General features: G+C 45.4%; 26 protein-coding genes. 14 read left to right on the forward strand and 12 right to left on the reverse strand.

Annotated features, from left to right (window positions below; translation table 11 throughout):
* Positions 1–48 precede the first annotated feature (48 nt).
* From B3M51_RS08290 to B3M51_RS08330, 9 genes are all read right to left on the reverse strand, one after another.
* The gene (locus B3M51_RS08290) at positions 49–417 is read right to left on the reverse strand and encodes a hypothetical protein (RefSeq protein ID WP_292758236.1); all 369 of its coding nucleotides are present in this window, start codon (positions 415–417) and stop codon (positions 49–51) included.
* Positions 418–696: 279 nt separating this feature from the next.
* Complete coding sequence (locus B3M51_RS08295) at positions 697–1,611, reverse strand: DNA cytosine methyltransferase (RefSeq protein ID WP_292758238.1); 915 nt, start codon at positions 1,609–1,611, stop codon at positions 697–699.
* A gap of 199 nt (positions 1,612–1,810) precedes the next feature.
* Entirely contained in the window at positions 1,811–2,185 is a 375-nt protein-coding gene (locus B3M51_RS08300; RefSeq protein WP_292758240.1) for a hypothetical protein, read from the reverse strand.
* Positions 2,170–2,613 (reverse strand): hypothetical protein, encoded by a 444-nt coding sequence (locus B3M51_RS08305; RefSeq protein ID WP_292758242.1) that lies wholly within the window; start codon positions 2,611–2,613, stop codon positions 2,170–2,172. The genes B3M51_RS08300 and B3M51_RS08305 overlap by 16 nt, the downstream gene beginning before the upstream one ends.
* Entirely contained in the window at positions 2,610–2,927 is a 318-nt protein-coding gene (locus B3M51_RS08310) for a hypothetical protein (protein WP_292758244.1), read from the reverse strand. Before B3M51_RS08310 ends, B3M51_RS08305 begins: the two co-directional genes overlap by 4 nt.
* On the reverse strand, positions 2,924–3,367 hold the full coding sequence (locus B3M51_RS08315; RefSeq protein WP_292758246.1) for a hypothetical protein: 444 nt from the start codon (positions 3,365–3,367) through the stop codon (positions 2,924–2,926). The genes B3M51_RS08310 and B3M51_RS08315 overlap by 4 nt, the downstream gene beginning before the upstream one ends.
* Complete coding sequence (locus B3M51_RS08320; RefSeq protein ID WP_292758248.1) at positions 3,364–3,645, reverse strand: hypothetical protein; 282 nt, start codon at positions 3,643–3,645, stop codon at positions 3,364–3,366. Before B3M51_RS08320 ends, B3M51_RS08315 begins: the two co-directional genes overlap by 4 nt.
* Positions 3,642–4,103, reverse strand: coding sequence for a hypothetical protein (locus B3M51_RS08325; RefSeq protein WP_292758250.1), 462 nt, complete (start codon positions 4,101–4,103; stop codon positions 3,642–3,644). Before B3M51_RS08325 ends, B3M51_RS08320 begins: the two co-directional genes overlap by 4 nt.
* Positions 4,100–4,792, reverse strand: coding sequence for a hypothetical protein (locus B3M51_RS08330; RefSeq protein WP_292758252.1), 693 nt, complete (start codon positions 4,790–4,792; stop codon positions 4,100–4,102). Before B3M51_RS08330 ends, B3M51_RS08325 begins: the two co-directional genes overlap by 4 nt.
* Positions 4,793–5,210: 418 nt before the next feature.
* On the opposite strand from B3M51_RS08330, the gene B3M51_RS08335 reads away from it, so the two are divergent.
* Complete coding sequence (locus B3M51_RS08335; RefSeq protein WP_292758254.1) at positions 5,211–5,519, forward strand: hypothetical protein; 309 nt, start codon at positions 5,211–5,213, stop codon at positions 5,517–5,519.
* On the opposite strand, the gene B3M51_RS08340 is transcribed toward B3M51_RS08335, so the two are convergent.
* From B3M51_RS08340 to B3M51_RS08350, 3 genes are read right to left on the reverse strand one after another with little or no spacing between them, the layout of a single operon-like run.
* Positions 5,520–6,383 (reverse strand): hypothetical protein, encoded by an 864-nt coding sequence (locus B3M51_RS08340; RefSeq protein WP_292758256.1) that lies wholly within the window; start codon positions 6,381–6,383, stop codon positions 5,520–5,522. It abuts the gene before it with no gap.
* Complete coding sequence (locus B3M51_RS08345; protein WP_292758258.1) at positions 6,377–7,138, reverse strand: HipA family kinase; 762 nt, start codon at positions 7,136–7,138, stop codon at positions 6,377–6,379. Before B3M51_RS08345 ends, B3M51_RS08340 begins: the two co-directional genes overlap by 7 nt.
* Complete coding sequence (locus tag B3M51_RS08350; RefSeq protein WP_292758260.1) at positions 7,131–7,541, reverse strand: helix-turn-helix domain-containing protein; 411 nt, start codon at positions 7,539–7,541, stop codon at positions 7,131–7,133. The genes B3M51_RS08345 and B3M51_RS08350 overlap by 8 nt, the downstream gene beginning before the upstream one ends.
* Positions 7,542–7,621: 80 nt before the next feature.
* On the opposite strand from B3M51_RS08350, the gene B3M51_RS14480 reads away from it, so the two are divergent.
* The 13 genes from B3M51_RS14480 (at position 7,622) to B3M51_RS08410 (ending at position 16,354) form a co-directional block, all read left to right on the forward strand.
* A complete protein-coding gene (locus B3M51_RS14480; RefSeq protein ID WP_414673443.1) occupies positions 7,622–7,810 on the forward strand; it encodes a helix-turn-helix domain-containing protein in 189 nt (62 codons plus the stop codon).
* A gap of 142 nt (positions 7,811–7,952) precedes the next feature.
* Entirely contained in the window at positions 7,953–8,363 is a 411-nt protein-coding gene (locus B3M51_RS08355) for a helix-turn-helix transcriptional regulator (RefSeq protein WP_292758262.1), read from the forward strand.
* Between the two features lie 171 nt (positions 8,364–8,534).
* Positions 8,535–8,828: a DUF6378 domain-containing protein gene (locus B3M51_RS08360; protein WP_292758264.1), complete on the forward strand. Its 294-nt coding sequence runs from the start codon at positions 8,535–8,537 to the stop codon at positions 8,826–8,828.
* A complete protein-coding gene (locus tag B3M51_RS08365) occupies positions 8,828–9,016 on the forward strand; it encodes a hypothetical protein (RefSeq protein ID WP_292758266.1) in 189 nt (62 codons plus the stop codon). The genes B3M51_RS08360 and B3M51_RS08365 overlap by 1 nt, the downstream gene beginning before the upstream one ends.
* Before the next feature lie 97 nt (positions 9,017–9,113).
* A complete protein-coding gene (locus B3M51_RS08370; RefSeq protein ID WP_292758268.1) occupies positions 9,114–9,917 on the forward strand; it encodes a helix-turn-helix domain-containing protein in 804 nt (267 codons plus the stop codon).
* Positions 9,914–10,687 (forward strand): hypothetical protein, encoded by a 774-nt coding sequence (locus B3M51_RS08375; RefSeq protein WP_292758270.1) that lies wholly within the window; start codon positions 9,914–9,916, stop codon positions 10,685–10,687. Before B3M51_RS08370 ends, B3M51_RS08375 begins: the two co-directional genes overlap by 4 nt.
* The gene (locus tag B3M51_RS08380) at positions 10,684–11,100 is read left to right on the forward strand and encodes a hypothetical protein (protein WP_292758272.1); all 417 of its coding nucleotides are present in this window, start codon (positions 10,684–10,686) and stop codon (positions 11,098–11,100) included. The genes B3M51_RS08375 and B3M51_RS08380 overlap by 4 nt, the downstream gene beginning before the upstream one ends.
* 26 nt (positions 11,101–11,126) lie before the next feature.
* Positions 11,127–11,495 (forward strand): hypothetical protein, encoded by a 369-nt coding sequence (locus tag B3M51_RS08385; RefSeq protein ID WP_292758274.1) that lies wholly within the window; start codon positions 11,127–11,129, stop codon positions 11,493–11,495.
* 143 nt (positions 11,496–11,638) lie between these two features.
* Positions 11,639–11,875, forward strand: coding sequence for a hypothetical protein (locus tag B3M51_RS08390; protein WP_292758276.1), 237 nt, complete (start codon positions 11,639–11,641; stop codon positions 11,873–11,875).
* Between the two features lie 174 nt (positions 11,876–12,049).
* Positions 12,050–12,535 carry a DUF1441 family protein gene (locus B3M51_RS08395; RefSeq protein ID WP_292758278.1) on the forward strand — a complete coding sequence of 162 codons (486 nt, stop codon included), beginning with the start codon at positions 12,050–12,052 and terminating at the stop codon, positions 12,533–12,535.
* Positions 12,535–14,655 carry a phage terminase large subunit family protein gene (locus B3M51_RS08400; RefSeq protein ID WP_292758280.1) on the forward strand — a complete coding sequence of 707 codons (2,121 nt, stop codon included), beginning with the start codon at positions 12,535–12,537 and terminating at the stop codon, positions 14,653–14,655. Before B3M51_RS08395 ends, B3M51_RS08400 begins: the two co-directional genes overlap by 1 nt.
* A complete protein-coding gene (locus tag B3M51_RS08405; protein WP_292758282.1) occupies positions 14,652–14,864 on the forward strand; it encodes a hypothetical protein in 213 nt (70 codons plus the stop codon). Before B3M51_RS08400 ends, B3M51_RS08405 begins: the two co-directional genes overlap by 4 nt.
* Entirely contained in the window at positions 14,864–16,354 is a 1,491-nt protein-coding gene (locus tag B3M51_RS08410; RefSeq protein ID WP_292758284.1) for a phage portal protein, read from the forward strand. The genes B3M51_RS08405 and B3M51_RS08410 overlap by 1 nt, the downstream gene beginning before the upstream one ends.

Genomic DNA, 16,354 nt, shown 5'->3' on the forward strand with positions numbered 1-16,354 from the left:
ATATCACGAAGCAGGCGAGGGCAATCATTAGCGCTATTGCTGACCATTTCATTGTTGGCCCCTGCCGCTAAGTTCTAATCGGAATTGAATACGAGATATTTGATTAGCCAAATCGTTGCGTTGACTATCAAGATTGTATTGACGATCGAAGAGCTTCAATGCATCTTTCTTCATTAAACGATGCGCCCGATCGTTACGTTTCTTTAACTTTTCAAGCCGGTCTAAAACGCTCTGACCATGCTCCTTGCTATCAATGATTCCCTTCAACTCCACATGGCAAGCCACTACCTCTGAGCCAGCATCGCAATAATCATCTGCATCTTTTTTGGCTTTTTCAGCCAATCTTGATATGCGGGTAAACTCTTTTTTTAATGCATTTAGAGTTAACTCATCACCAGTTAAATATTTGCAACCCATAAGCTATCTCCTAGATATACACAATCGGATAATTACGTTTGCTAGGCAGGCCTTTGCGACAGCCTGGCGTGCAGTTGAGGTGCACATCTTCTGACTCCACCATGTAGGCTTTTGATGTGATGGTGATTTCAAACGGGTCAGATGTTGGGTTGCCATCTGTCCAGTGGCCGCAATTGGCCATTGGGTTGCTTTCTCTAATCGATGGGTGAGGGCATTGACTGTTGCTGCAGCCTGCACATCTGCCGATCAGTGGGTAAAATAGATCTGGTTGAGGGGCGTTCATGCGGCCTCCTGAATAGCATTGAGCAAATGCATGACAGGAACCGGGCAAACAGCATTTCCCATCAAGTGAACTGCAAGTCGATGATTCTCAGGTAATAGATAGTTATTGGGGAACGACATGGCGTCGCGACATTCAAAGCGACTGAGCATTCGCATTTTATCGCCGTCGATAATGGCCCATCTATCACGGGTGGTGATGGTGCCAATTGGTCGGTTCAGGCTTCGGCCGTTCTTTGTATTGCCGTAATAACTAATAAGAAATCGATCACCATGCTGTTTTCGTCCAGCATCGATTCTTTTTAGTGTGGCGATAGCTCTACCGGGCTTAAAAATCGGTTGCCATTTTCCAGCTTCAAAATCTATAAAGCTGCTGGAAGGGATTTCATCCTGATTTTTCAGGTTTAGTTTTATAGCTTTTTGGCTGCGAGACAGAACCAAAAACATGCGTTGCCGGTTTTGTGGTGCTCCGAAGTCTGCAGCATCGATAATATTAACGCTTACGCTGTAACCAAGAGCCTTTAAAGCCAGTGACCATGCGTTGTAAAGTGACCAATCAAGAAACTCTTTTACGTTCTCAACAACAGCAACGGATGGCTTATGAAATTCAAGCGCTGAAATGACTGCCCATGCAGTGCTTCGGCTGGCATCATGCTCTGCGTTGCTTTTCTTTTTGCCACGGGCTTTGCTATGGCCCTGACAACAGGGTGATGCCAGCAATATGTCGTGTGATGGGACTTTTGACCAATCAGCCTGGTGCAGATCCTGACAAATGTGCTGGGTGTCGGGGTGATTATTGCTATGCCATTGCACCGCATCTGGCCAGTGGTTTGCTGCCCACACCACCTCGATTCCAGCCATCTTGGCACCCATCGAGAAACCGCCCGCACCAGCGAATAAATCAATTGCTTTCATTTCGATTCCTTTCCGGCCCTGGCCATGTGTTGATTCATTGATGGGCTGACGCGAAGAAATTCGGGCAGTGAGTGGGGTATGCCGTCACTCATCTTTTTGTCGTCGCATTTGGCACAGACCAGGCGCACACCGTAATCGATGTGGCCGTCTATGAGTTGGCCAACGGGTTGAAGGCAGCGGGAGCAGTTGAGTTCTGTGGTCACAGCTTTGCCGCTTCTTCTGGGTTTTCTTCACGCCACTGAGCCCAACTGGGATCGGTGCGTTTCCAGTCGCGCCATTCTTGAACGTCTGGCTTTAGCGGGAAGTGATCTTCACCTTTTACACACCTCTCGCAAAGGTTTGCATAATCACCCTCGACGTTAGGATCGTCGCAAACAGGAATTTCAGTAAATTCACGGTGATTATCACAAAAATAAAGGCCACAGCCATGTTCGCCGCCATAGGGTTCACCACCGCAGACATATGAAAGGCCACGGTCAATTTCAGCATTGCAATCTGGGTGATCGCATACCGCTGGCACGCCATAGCCAATATCGCGTTTGTGATTTGAGTCGTAACCTATTGACCAGCCCATGACATGCTCCAATGTTTGTTGTCCAGCCCGCTGCCGCTACTCAGTGTCTGGCTCACGTTGGTTGCTACTGCGTCCAGTAATAGCGGAACGCTCTGGGTTGTAAATCTGCGGTGGCCGGTGCTGGTCTCCGGCTTGCTCTCGTAACCGCCCGCGAGGCTCGGGTTTACGGGGAGTGCACTCCCTTCAGTTCTGATCTGCACATCAGCCTGTGCATTCACCGCATTAGATTGATAGCTTGCTTCGTAGGGTAGAGCGGTTGCCTGCAGCAGACCTCCACAAGCCATCAATTTGATGCACGGTGAGTTACGCTCACCACTCGACTGTTTCAGGTCGGGGAAGGAGTACCCCGCCGACAGTTGCACGCTGTTGCCCACCTGCGTGCTGGGGTCGCGATTTGCCAGCCTTACCATCGCGAGGGCGGTGCTCATTTAACTTGTCCGTTCCATGCTTCGATGGTGTGGCAAATTGCACTTAAAAAACTGTCTGGTTCGTTGGTGAAGCAGTTTTGCGGAATGGTTTGAATGCTGCAGTTAAAGCAGGTGATGCAAATCAGGTGTTGCCCGGTTTCATCGGGTGTTTTCTTTTCGCACCATGAAAGGTTTCCGCCATCGCCACAGCGCTTGCAGGCGTGCAGTGGGTTGTTGTCAAGCAGCTTTTGTATGTTGAGGATGTCTCGATTGATGTTTTCGAGGGCGATGCGTCGGTCGCGGGCTATGTCGAGAAGGGGGTGCAGGATGATCATGCCGCACCGCCTTCTGAGTGCTGCTCAGCCATTAGCTCTTCTTGTTCCCGAATTTCATGGATAACCTGCATTTGGCAGTTATCACATGCGTTCAAAATGGTGTAACTCGATTCGCTACTAATCTCGGTCACACTGAAAGGGTGGTGATAAGTCTCTCCACACTCCTCGCAGAGGTAGGTGTGATTAATGAGAATGTATTGCTGAACGGTCGTGATGTTCATTTCTTTCAGCAGGTTATCTACCGCAATTTTTACAGAGAGAGAAGGGTTACCCATTACAAAAGACTGTGATTGTGGCCGCTCAGCTCCTGCACGAAATGAGTAACCAACCTCGTTGTCCGGCCCTTTTTCCATATCAACACTTAGATAAACGTAATCATTACGAAACAGGAGCTTTAATCTTGCCATTTGATCTTCAATTACTTCAGATGGGTAGGTCATGCCGCAACGCCTTGCAGATACATCCGGCAGTACTGCTCGACGCCGGTGATGTGCCGTTTTGCCATTAACTTATCAACGGCGGGTTTTGGGCATGTGCTGATGATGGGGTCGCTGAGGCGTTCGTGCGTGACCACATAACCGACAACGGTGCTGATTAGGCCGTGCTTACCTCGGCGGTTACTCATTCGCATAGCAATGCTGGATTCTTCGTTAGCGAATACGGTTTGCAGACGTCTGAGCTGCTGAATTACTTGTTCTGGGTTGATGGCTTGTTTCATGCTGTCACCGCCATTTCACTAAGCGCGCTCTGAACTGCAAACACTATTCTGCAAATATATTCATATTTGTGATTTTGAGTTTTTGGCATACTGTCATGCCATTCCGACATATCAGGTCCGTACATTTGGGTTAAAAACTCATAATCGTTATTAAGATCGTCGCGGTAATACTGTATGCCTTTTGCATCAGCCTCATCACGCAGAGCATCTAAATCCACGATTGTTGGGTTCTCATCGCTGAGCTTGTTGACCAGGTAAGAAACATTGGATGAAGTAAAAAACTCTTCAAGCGATTCCACGCCCATTCCACCCCAGTAAGCTGTCCAAGATTGCCCATAACAGGTGATAGTAATTTGCCCTTGCCCTGGCGCTATGTTTTCAACAAATACCTTTACTGGATCGAGGGCTTTTAAATTGGTTAAAACCAATTGCGTTACTTCACGTTTCTCAATATTCACTGGGCTATCTCCTTAAGGTCATTTTGAATTTGGTTAAGCACTTCGCTGATTTCTGGGTCGAGTAGCCTGGCCAGCCCATCGAGCGTGCGTAGTTTGATGGTGAGGTTTTCGACTGGTTTGCGGTTTAGCCTGGCTTTTAGGGTGCTGAGAGATTGCTCAATTGACTGAAATTCGTTGCCATCAGCTGACGGTGTTGTTTCGTCGTTAAATGCCGCATAGTCCGGTTCGCTGCTGGGCTTAATTTGTTCACGTTTCTTGTTACCGAATGACCCAGCTATTACGTCAGATGCTGTCATGACTTTCGCTGGCTTTTCTGGCGAATCTTTTGGGGAATTAGCAATGTGCATTTTTTGCACATTGCTAATCTGTGAGGTGGCGAGCTCGTTGCGCTTTGATTCTGACGGCTTCTTATTGGGTATCAATGCAAATGGATCGTAACCATGCAGCGAGTAAACCTTTTTGCGGTTAGCGGGCAGACCAACACAATACTGCCCCTGTTTATTCAGGTGTCCGGCATCGAGTAGATGCTGAATCGCCTCTGCTGATTCTTCTAATGTGGCTTTACCATCCAGCCGCTCAGCCAGGCCTTTAATGCCAAAACGGGCTTTTAATGGGTTATCGGCGTTTTTGTATGCGTTTGAAACGATGTACATGATTTCGTCACATACCAGCTTTTGGCGTGATTTCATACTGGCACCATGTTGGTGAATACCTGTGCGGCGATGAGTACGGCCAGCACGAATGTGGTGTTCAGGATGGGGTCGGCGTTGCGAACCCAGAGGCGTTTGAGGTTGGCTTTCATCAGAACAGCAGCGCGATAAAGAATGCAGCCACAAACAGCACACCGATGGTGGTGTCAATTTTTTGTAACTGGGTGTATGGGTCGCGTTCTGGGCTTTTACATTCGATGGTGTATTTCATTTACCTTCCCCTTTAAGTAACCCGCTCGGTTCCTGGTCTTGGTCGGATTGAGTTCCGAGCGGGACGGTGTTCTTCGGGCACCGTGGGTACAATGTATACGCATACGTATAATCATGTCAATACGTAAACGTATATGTATATGAAAATAATTATTGAGTTAAGCTGTCCTAAAAAAGGGGGAGGCTTATGAAGATTTTTTTTATTGCTATTGGATTTGTTTTTATATCAGGCTGCGCGAATAGCTTTATTCATGCGCAGAATAGGGAAGATGCAGTTGAGGTCGAGGTTGATGGCCGTGTAATCAGAGTAATAGATCAAGGCAATAAGGTTGAAATGATCCGCAAGGGGTATATGCAAACTGGTAGCACGCTCAGGCACTGGGAGGATTACGCAATTGCCGCCAAGGAAGTTACTGGATGTAATATAACCAATATTGTGAATAAAATTGGTACTGAAAATTATGTATGGGTTGAGGCTCTAAAAGACTGTGACTAATTAAGCTGCTTCTTTTTGTTTAATAATTTCTGCCAAACCCTTGGGTGAATCTCTAAGCTCAACAGAAACACCAATAGATCTACCCCAGCCATGAAGCTGTTGTGCGTAGTCACGGCTTGTATTGCTATTTTTATTTAAACACACAAGCAAACCGTATTCTGTGTAGGTGTTAATCTGTTCTCTTTCGCGGTGCTCTCTCAACCTTTCAATGTCAAATAATTTAATCTTAGATCGATCAAGGGCAGTTTTGTAATGCTTTACGTTTAGGTTTGAGATTGCAGCGCAGTATTTTATACCAAGGTAATCAACTTGAATTTTATTGTTGATATTTAATATATCAACCGTTTGATTAAACCGTGACTCAAAACCTTGGTCCAAGTTTTTTTTAACTTCGCTTATAAGTCTGCCGGTTTGTTTTTCAAAGTCCTCTACTAAGCCTTGTGGGCTTGTTAAATCTTTGACAATATCTCCACTATATAAGCTCGAATGAGAAGTAATTGCCTGACTCAAAACCCCAAGCATTTCCTTACTTGATCGTGTAATCTTAACGTCAGAAAGATAAACACCGCTTAATGGTGGCACCCAGTCAGCAATCATTTCTGAATTATTTAGATGTGCCTCTGCACTCTCAACAATTAATGAAACTATATTGCTAACCTGATAATAAAGATCTCCAAACATGCACTGTAATTTTTGATGGCTGATTAGTTGTAAAACCTTATTTTCATTATGTGACTGAACTAAAACTGCAACAGCAAAACGCTCTCCTGATAACTGAATAGGCTCCAAATAAGCGACACGATAGGCCGCCCGAAAATCGGGAAGCTCAGGAATCAAGCCTTGTGCAAATACACTCTCTAACATAAAGTTTTTTGTTTCACTTCAATTTTTCTAGTTGTGATATCGGAAAGATTCAGTATACGCTCTTCCAAAAAATGAATAATAGGGTGTAGTAAGTCAATATTTATATGACCATTTACCGATAACAAGCATTTCTGCACATCAATTATTAAATTTTTAGGAATATCCCTGGTAATCTGATTAATAGAATTTTTAAGCCTTTGTTTTGAAAGTTCGTCCTTCGTAAATAATAATTTAATATTCATTAGCTGATTATTAATCGTGAAATAAGGAGCGAAAGGGGCTCTCATTGCTAAATTGTGGTCTATCAAAGTGAAAGAACTCACGCCATCAAACAAGATGTTCCCAGTATTTCTATCTCCATTAGCTATTAATTCATCAAATGTAATAGCTAATACAATATCACTCCATTCAGCAATCTTATTGAAAATAATTAAGTTTTGAGGCGTGTTTATAATTTCAGTATCACGCATTTCTACAAACTGATTAAGGTCCGGATAGCTCACCTCAACGGAAGCGAACAATTGTTTCTTCCCGTCTTCGCTATATGCGATAACTGGCTCTGGTATTGGAAGACCTAAACCCCTGCCTAGAATGGCGCAGACAAGTTCAATTATCAGTTGGCTGGGGTGTAATTCTTTTATGTAGGCCCTACATTCCGGAACAGAATCACCCATATTTATATAAGCCAAATGCGCATCAAACTTACCGGAAGGTGCCTTGCCGACAATATTAACAACTCGGCCAATTCTAATCACCGGCCAAACGCCGTGCTATAGATTCAAGCAGCTCCATATCTGCATCAGTTAGATTCCCCGTTTCATAGGCTTTTTGTAATTCCAATAAAACTTTATGAGTGTTGGGGCTGGCAAATGATATTAAGTTAGAAATATTATCAGGAAGAATTTCTTTATCTATATTTTTAAGGTATTCGGGGCTTAATTCTGCAACTTTATTTTCTTCGTTTCCTTCAATTAGCGAACCAGTAGATACATTAAGAGCTTGTGCTAATTTCTTTACAGTACTTACTTTTGGATCGCTACCTTTTAAAATTCTCTGAATAGTTGGTTGCGGAACACCAGAGATTTTTTCGAGCGCATATTGAGTTATATGCGCTTTATTCATTTCTTCTTTTAAGTATTGTTTTATGGCCATGTTCATAATTATGCACCCACGCATAATTTAGAAGTAGCCACGCATACGTATTGACCATCTATACGTAAACGTATATATTCCAACTCATGAACACAAAACAACAAATTCAAAAGCTTTTGGATGCCGGCTATACGCAGAATTTCATAGCTGCTCAAACCGGCGTTTCGCAACCCACAATATCCAGAATTTTGCGCGATCTCCATCATGACATGAAAGCCTCTACAGCCTCTTCAATAGCAAAGCTGTACCAAGAACTAATTGATTTAGCAGCATGACTCTCTCTCATTTCGGTGTTTCTTTTACTTTTCATCGGGGTGTCCTTTGGCGGCTTCGGTCGCCTTTTTTATTCCAGTGGTTGCAGTTTGATCCCCTCGATCTGGTTTCGCATGGATCGATATATTCAAAAAGGATTTTTCCATGAGTCAGTACCGTGTGGTTTACGAGCCGATTAATGATTATTTGACACCTCACGAAACGGAGACTTTGGCGTCTACCGCTGAGGGCCATACACGCGATGAGACGGCGAAACTGCGTCACCGAGCCAAGGCGACGATTAACGGCCAGTTACATAGCGCGATTTCTAAGCTAGACGCTGATAACGCGATAAGCGCCATCGCCATTGCGGTGATTAAGGGCATTTTGCGCTATGAGCAGGTGTTGTGTTTGTGCCTGGTGGTGACGTTGGGTGGTTCGTGCTTGTTGCCGTCTCCTGCTTATGCCAAAGATTTACTGAAGTCTGAACCGACTGATAGTGAGCAGCCTTTTGCCCGTTATCGAGTCCGTGCGCCGCGTGTTCGGGTGCGCTCTGGCCGTAGGCGGGAAGATTAATGCGGTATCAGTCTTGGTTTCAGTGGTTGGTAGCTGCGTTTGAGTTACTGGGTACGTTGGTGGTTGTGTGTTTCACGTTGCTGGGTTGCTTGACGGTGTTTTTTATTCAGTTGGCTTGGTGGTTGTTTCGCTTGCCGTTTGATTTAGTGGTTAAGGGTTGGAGGTTTTGTTTTGAGTGAGGTTATTGCTAAGGATGTTTTGGCAGCTGCTCAGCAGCACATGATCGATCGCGAATCGATGTATGACACGCCTGGCGGTGAGCGTTCGATTCCTGCAACCGTTGCAGCCTTTAAGGCGATTACTGGTGACGGTCAAATCGATAGCGATGAGCGTGGCTGGTTGTTTATGGTTTTGCTCAAGTTGGTGCGTTGTCAGCAGGGTAATTTTAAGCTGGATAATTATGAGGATGCTGCTGCGTATTGTGCTTTGATGGCCGAGTCGGCAGCGGTGGAGAGAAACAGCTGATGTCTCGCAACATGAGCACCCAAACAGCTCGCGATAAGGGGCATCGTGCTGATGCCGCCCGGCATGAGTCGCCCGGGTTAATTGTTCGTCAGTTTTGCCCGGTTTGCGGGCTAAAAAAGCATTCCAGCACGCCACATCCTAAGTGTTCGCGCGAGTTGCAGCGGCGTTATTTGGCAGGTAAATCCTGATGCCTTGCGGTCCATTTTTAGCTATTAATTTCAGCTCTTTTATTTGTCTGTCGTTCGCGACTTTTCTTCAAAGTTATAAATATATCTGGCGGTTTATATGAAGTATCAAATTCATGTCGATCAGAGGCGTGCGCTCGCTCTCGGGATTCAAAATATTAATCAGGCATTGATATTCGATTTATTGACAGGACTTTCCACGTGGGCGCGGTCTGAGGTGGTTAATGGTTCGGTTTATTTTTGGGTGTCGCGACAGAAAATAGCGGATGAACTGGAGCTGTTGAATCTGAAAGCAGATACGGTTTATAGGCATTTGAAAGCGTTGGCTGATTTGGGGTTAATTAATTTCATTAAGTCAGGAAAAAAGGATTTGGTTAGTTTGACTGATTTAGGTCGTAGCTACTATGTCGGAAATAGATCCGAGTTTAGTGCGCCTGATGATGTGCAAGTCGATTATTTTGAGCCTGAAAACTCGGATTTAAATCCGGATTTTGCTGAAAACTCGGAAATAGATCCGAGTTTTGACCATAACTCGGAAATAAATCCGAATAAACTCGGAAATAAATCCGAAAATAACTCGGATTTAAATCCGACATATAACACTACCAGTAACATCCCACTACCAGAAGATCAGAAAAAGACAGCACGCTCGAAAAAATTCGAGCCGCCCACTGAAATGGAAATCGATGATTTCGCTCGAGAGAACAAACTCAACCTGACAGGTTTTTTTGAATACTACGCCAGCAATGGTTGGCGAGTAGGACGAAATCCAATGCGTGATTGGCAGATGGCCGCCAGAGGCTGGCATAAACGGCAGCAGCAGTTTGGTGGAAAGAAAACAGCCACACGACGACCGGGCGAGTTTTCTGGTATGCCATACGTGAATGGGGAGCGAGTGCTGTGAGAATTGAAGACCGTGAAGAATTCGATGTTGCGCTTTGTGATGCTTTGTCGATTTTCGATAAGCCACCACTGGAGGAGGGTGTTTTCAATATCTGGATGAAGGTTTTGACACCATTCTCGCTAGCTCAGGCAATACGTGCGTTAAAAATTCATGTTGCTACATCACGTTTTGCACCAAAGCCAGTGGATATCATCGAAATAATCAACAAGCAGGATGGGCATTTATCTGCTGATGAGGCATGGCCACAGGTCATTAAGGCGGCTGATGAGAGTGTTTCTGTTATCTGGACTGAGGAAATGCAAGCAGCATGGTTCCATTGCAAGCCCACTTTCGATTCTGGTGACGAGATTGGTGCACGTATGGCGTTTCGTCAGTTTTACAACAGATTGCTAGATGAGGCGCGCTTGAGAGGTTTGAGGGCTAAACCAAGTTTAAGCCTTGGTTTTGATGCTGATTTGCGCGAGCAGACGATCCGTAAGGCTGAGTATTCTGGTTTGATTTCACATGACCAGGCGTTACATCAATTGCCTGCACCTAAGACCGATGAAGCTGATGTTTTACGCATTGGTCATGGGATGCAGATAAGTGTTTCAGAGAGTGCGTCAGTTGATTTTCGGCAAAAACTCAGAAAGGCATTGGCTGATGCAAACGCTATCACTGAGGCTAAGCGAGCAGCTGAAAAGGCTAAGCGTGAGCAAAAGAAAGAATCTGAGGAAGCAAGACGAAAAGAGTTAATGCGTCAGGCGGGTATCTTGGAGGGTGAGCAATGAAAAAATCAGGGCGTGAGCAGATGTTAAGCATGGCCCGGTTGGGTCAGGAAAAGGTGGATAAAACTATCCGTCCACCAGTTGGCTACAAGGTGATTGATCAGGTGTTCAAATTGTTTCTCGATGCCTACAAGGATGAGTTCCGGCGCCGGGTTGGTAGTCAGGATGGTTGCAATACTTTGGCGGGTGAGTGGCTGTTATCGCTGCGATATTACGGTAATGATTTGGTGTTAATGGCCGCTAAGCACTGCATTGAGAATAATGCGGTACCACCACATTTATCAGCCTTCCTTGCAGTATGTGATTCATTGAAAGCGGAAATGAAACCGGTACCACGCAATCATGATGTGGGTCGGGCCAAGTTGGCTGATATTCGCAAGATGGTTGGGTTGGGTAGTCAGGAGGGGCAGCACTGATGCAGGCTGGCCGCTCTGGAGTTGAGGTGAGTACACATCCTGCGGATGATGAGTTTGCTAATGATTGTTTAAAATTATGGGGTGCAATGGATAGGCTTTATGGACCAAGAGCTTATCCAAAAAGCTCGGCCTTTGTGTTGCGGGCCAGAGGGCAGGAGATTGATACCGATATCGTGCTGGTTGAGATAGTTGGTCGTGTAGTGGTTGATTTGCATCATCAAGACCGCGATATTGTCGGTTTGTATTACAAGCCTGGTGAAAATGGTAAGTGCTGCTCAGTTCGCGCAATTAGCGCTAAATTGGGTTTTCATCACACAGTTATTAATCGAGCGATTGATCGCTGTATAGGTCGCGTGGCTCAAGCGATTAAGATGCTTTCTCATGAAGTGTATTAAAAAAACATTTGCAAGTGCGCGCAAAAGAGTTTAAGTTTCGCCATAACGTGCCGATTGGTGCATCAAATTAAAGCCCTGACTGTTAATTCAGTTGGGGCTTTTTTGTTGGCCAGTCATTTTTCTTTAGCTAATTAGGGCGGGTCATGGCGTTAGAAGATATGACAAGTGTGGATCCTCAGAGTGTCACAAGTTATGTGGCTGGTGGTCTTGGTCTGGCAGTGTCAGGTGCAACATTGTTGCAGATGATTAGCATGACAGTCGGGATTGCATTGGGCTTGGTTTCAATTGTCTGCATCATCCTGACCTACCGTAGCAATGCTAGAGCAAACCAGGCGAAGTCTGAATTTTACAGGGGAAGAGGTGATTCCTCACAGAAGTAAAACTTTTGGGTCCTTCCGGAGCTTCTAGCACCCACGCGGGGGAATTCACTCGCGATATTTTTGAATTTTTCTGCCCCTATGGCTCTCAACTGCATAGGAGTGTATCCCTTGTAAAGTGTTGGTAATACTGGCTTTAAGAGGTTTTATTGATTGTAAGCTTGAGAGTAATTTTGTATGACTGCAGATGTGCTCACACAAAATGATTATTTTAGTTGGTCATTAAATCAATTATCTCGTGAATTTGGTATTGCCCGTGAAACTGTGGGTAAGCGATTATCTGATGCTAACGTCAGACCGTCCGGTGAGCGTCGTGGTCATCCAGTTTACAAAGTAAAAGATGCAGCCATGGCAATTCTTTTGCCACAAGCAACGCCAGGCAATAATAATCCTGATTTAATGGCGCCATCAGACCGGCGACATCATTATGCAGCTGAACTGGATAAAACAAAGCTGCAGCGAGAACAAGGCTTTCTTGTTAGTGTTGATGATTGTCGCGAACAACTGGTTGAAGTGATTATGGCTGGTTTACCAATATTCGATTCATTGGCTGATGAACTTGAACGCGATTTCGGTTTGCCACCAGAAATTATTACCAAGGTCGAGGAAAAGGTTGATGCGCTTCGAGTGAAGTGGGCTGACAAATTACAGGAACTTGAATAGTGGGGCTTTCATTAGCGCGTGATATTCGCCGTGAAGTTTCTGCAATGGTGAGACCTCGCGAACGAATTACCGTAGTTGAGGCAGCTCAGAAATATGTAAAAGTCAGAACCGCCAGTGGTGCAGTAACAGACTGGGACCCTGAGTTAACGCCTTACATGGTTGAGCCAATGAACCTGCTCACCAGTCGGCATTATGATGCAGTGATATTTGTTGGCCCTGCTCAAAGTGGTAAAACGCAGGGTCTGATCACATGTTTCATGGCTTACATCATCAAGTGTGATCCGTCAGACTTCATGATTTTGCAGACAACGAAAGGTACAGCGCGCGATTTCGATACTCAAGTTGTTAAAAGGGCTTTTCGTGACAGTCCCGAACTTAAAAAGGAGCTGGCCTCAGGCAGTAAAAGCGACAACACATTTGATAAGGTTTTTAGATCTGGTTCAGTTCTATTCCAGCGCTGGCCATCAATTAACGAGCTTTCAGGTAAACCACTCAAATACATGCTGATGACCGATTACGATCGGATGACTCAGGATGTCGGTGGTGAAGGTTCAGTATTTGCACAAGGTAGCAAGCGAACCACCAAATTCATGAGTCGGGGCATGTCAGTTGTTGATACCTCACCTGGTTACAAGGTTGAGGACCCAAGCTGGCGACCACCACAAGGTAAAGAACATGCTGCACCGCCCTGCGCTGGGGCCTTATCACTCTACAACATGGGGGATATGCGGCGATGGTATGTTAAGTGTCCGGAGTGTGGTGAATATTTTATGCCGCCACCTGATGAAAAAGGGCTGGATTTTAATTTTTCTAAAGATATGTTCGGTGCGACTATCACTGATATGAACCGTGAAGTCTCTTTTGTTTGTGCTGCAAACGGCTGCTTGATTCCAATCAACAAAAAAAGAGAAATGAACGCTCCTGAATCGGGTCTTTGGGTGCCGCAAGGTTGCAGTGTTGAGGATGGAAAACTTGTTGGAGTGCCGCGTAAGTCTCGCATTGCTTCTTTTTGGTTTCCAGGCATTTTAGCTGCTTACTCAAACCCTGAGGAAATGGCTCAGAAGTTTTTAAACGGTAGTCGTGAATATGACATTACCGGCGAAGAGCAGAATTTAAAAGCCTGTATCAATGTTGATTTCGGGGCGCCATATGTTTCGCGCAATAGCGTTTCCGATATTAGCGCCGAAGATTACAAGCGACGTGCTGAGGATCTACCAGTCAAACATATCCCTGAGGGATGCAGATTTATTATTGCAGCAATCGACGTTCAATCACGTGGTTTTGTTGTCCAGATAACCGGTTATGGGCTAAATAAAGAACGCTGGATCATTGACCGATATGAAATCAGGATTTCAAAACGTATTGAAAACGATGAGCCGGTACCATGTAGCCCTGATAAGTTTGCCGAAGACTGGCATTTAATATCTGAAAAGGTACTGTCATCAACCTACCCGCTGGGAGACAACTCCGGCAGGGTAATGAAGCTTTTAAAAACAGCATGTGATTCGGCGGGTAAGGATGGCGTAACTGAGAATGCTTATGACTATTGGCGGTATCTGAGAAAGAATCAACAGCATAAGGATTTTATACTGATCAAAGGTGAGCGGCCCAGACCCAACGCAAACAAACCAACTGTCCGGAAAAGCTACCCAGAAAACACCGACAAGTCCAAGAAAAAAGCCAACGCTCGCGGTGAGGTACCGGTTTGGATTTTAAATACGACGATTCTGAAAGATACCGTCAGTAATGATCTGGGTCGTGATCGCCCGGGCAATGGTTATATTCATTTTCCTGACTGGCTGGATCTGTCGTTTTATGAAGAGCTCACAGCGGAAGTTAAAACGGAATCCGGGTGGGAAAACCCATCTAAACGCCCTAACGAATCATTTGACTTGATTGGCTACGCTGACGCGGCTTTAAAAGCAAAATTGATTGAAGATAAAGCTGTTGTGATTAATTGGGATGCACCACCAGACTGGGCGAAAGGTTGGGATGAAAACAACCTGGTGTATTTCCCCGATGACAAAAAGCCAGAAATTAAAACTCAACAACAATCACTAATGCCACCTGCAGCTGACAGTTGGATTAATCACGAACACGACGATGAGTGGATTAAATGACCATAGCAACCGATATGTTAGCCGCTTACATACAGGCAGAGAAAGATCTCTTAGCGGGAAAGGTGATCAGTTTTAATGGCCGAAGTCTGACACGTGAAAACCTGGCTGAAATTAGAAGGGGCCGTCAGGAGTGGGAGCAAAAAGTCAGCTCAGAAACAGCCAAAAAATCAGGCGGAAGTACGCTTTATAGTGTTGCGGACTTTAGATAATGAAAGTTATCGATAGAGCAATTGGCTGGTTTTCACCCAGAGCAGCTTTTAAACGCCTGCAATATCGCCATGCGATGGCGGCATATGAATCAGCTGAACCGTCCAGGCTCAGAAAGGGCCGTCCAGATAATCGCAGCGGCGACGCATTAACCTACAAAGCAGGGTCCCGTATTCGTGGTTATGCTCGAGTGCAAGAGCAAAACTATGATTTGGCTGAAGGTATTCTGGCTACGCTGGTCGATAACGTTATTGGGCCCGATGGTATCAGTATTGAACCACTGACAAAAAACAAAGATGGCAAGCTAAATAAAGACTTTGCAAAACAGATCAATGACCTTTACAAGGACTGGAAGAAAAAACCTGAAGTGACTGGTGAGCTAACATGGGCCGCAGCGGAAAGGCTAGGTGCTCGCGCATGGTTTCGCGATGGTGAATATTTAATTCAGCATGTTGAGGGGTATCGCGCCGACCTTAATCACAATACACGTGTTCCCTATTCAATTGAGATGATTGAAGCTGATTTGCTGCCCTATGATTTGGAAAATAAAAACAAAGGTATCACGCAAGGCGTAGAGCGTAATGCATGGGGTAGGCCGACTGCTTATCATCTGTATTTTGATCACCCGGGCGATATGAACTATATCAGCGTGAGCCTACGCACCAAGCGAGTACCTGCTGAGCGGATTATTCATGCCAAAATTGTAAAACGCTTCAAACAGGCCCGAGGTGTTTCCATTTTTGCGCCGATGCTGACCCGCATTGAAGACATTAAAGACTACGAAGAATCAGAGCGGGTAGCCGCTCGAATTGCTGCGGCTATGTGTGCCTATATCAAAAAAGGCACAGCGGAAGACTACACGGCTCCAACCGACGATGCAGACAGATCATTTAATGTTAAGCCCGGGTTAATTTTTGATCGGCTCAAGCCAGGTGAAGAAATAGGCACTGTGGATAGCAATCGCCCATCTTCATTGCTTGAAGGTTTTCGCGATGCCATGGTCAGGATGTTGGCGGTAGGATCTCGCACCACATCGTCCAGCATTAATCGTAAATATGATGGTACCTATTCGGCCCAGCGTCAGGAGCTTGTAGAGGGGTACATCAGCTACAAAGCATTAACAAATTTATATGCAGGCCAGGTGAGTTATCCGGTTTATAAACGCTTTCTTGAAATCGCTATTCTCTCGGGTGTCTTAAAGGTCCCTCGCGATATTGATATAAACACGCTTTATGATGCTGAGGCACGCGGCCCAGCAATGCCATGGATTGATCCTGATAAAGAGGAAAAGGCTCTGGAACGGGCTGAACGTTCTGGTCATAAATCGGCACAGCAATCGATTCGTGAGCGCGGTGGAAACCCCGATCAGATCATGGAAGAGGTTGAAGCCTGGCGCAAAGAGGCTGATGAGCGAGGGTTAGTGTTCACCACCGATCCTAAATATGACAAACAGGTTCCAGATCTTATATTTGATCCTGATTTAGGAGAATAA

The sequence above is a fragment of the Methylophaga sp. UBA2689 genome (assembly GCA_002354555.1).
Classification (GTDB): Bacteria; Pseudomonadota; Gammaproteobacteria; order Nitrosococcales; family Methylophagaceae; genus Methylophaga.